The sequence below is a fragment of the Pseudomonas peli genome (genome assembly GCF_050563605.1).
GTDB lineage: Bacteria > Pseudomonadota > Gammaproteobacteria > Pseudomonadales > Pseudomonadaceae > Aquipseudomonas > Aquipseudomonas peli_A.
The window spans coordinates 1-270 of record NZ_JBNXUH010000390.1; the positions used below are offsets into that span (position 1 = coordinate 1).

The 270-nt window shown below is 67.8% G+C and carries 1 pseudogene; it reads left to right on the forward strand.

Features of this window, described 5'->3' with window-relative positions:
* Positions 1 to 117: pseudogene (locus ACQ4LH_RS22070) on the forward strand (VOC family protein); the annotation flags it as partial.
* Positions 118 to 270: the final 153 nt, after the last annotated feature.

Sequence of the window (270 nt, forward strand, 5' to 3'; positions counted from 1 at the left end):
GCACCAATCAGTTCGACAAGGCCACCGCCTTCTACGATCAGGTCCTCGCCACCCTCGGTTGCAAACGCGTACTCGCCCACCCTGGCAGTCGCCTACGGCCGCGCATACCCGGGGTTCTGTGGCCGCCTCAGATGTATATAAGACACAGGCCCCACACAGCGCGACAACGCCCCCGCCCTCCGCGCACGGCTCCTCCCCCCCCGCGGGTGAACGCGCGTTCTCGCCCCCTGGCGCAGTCGCCTACGGCCGCGAATACCCGGAGTTCTGGGT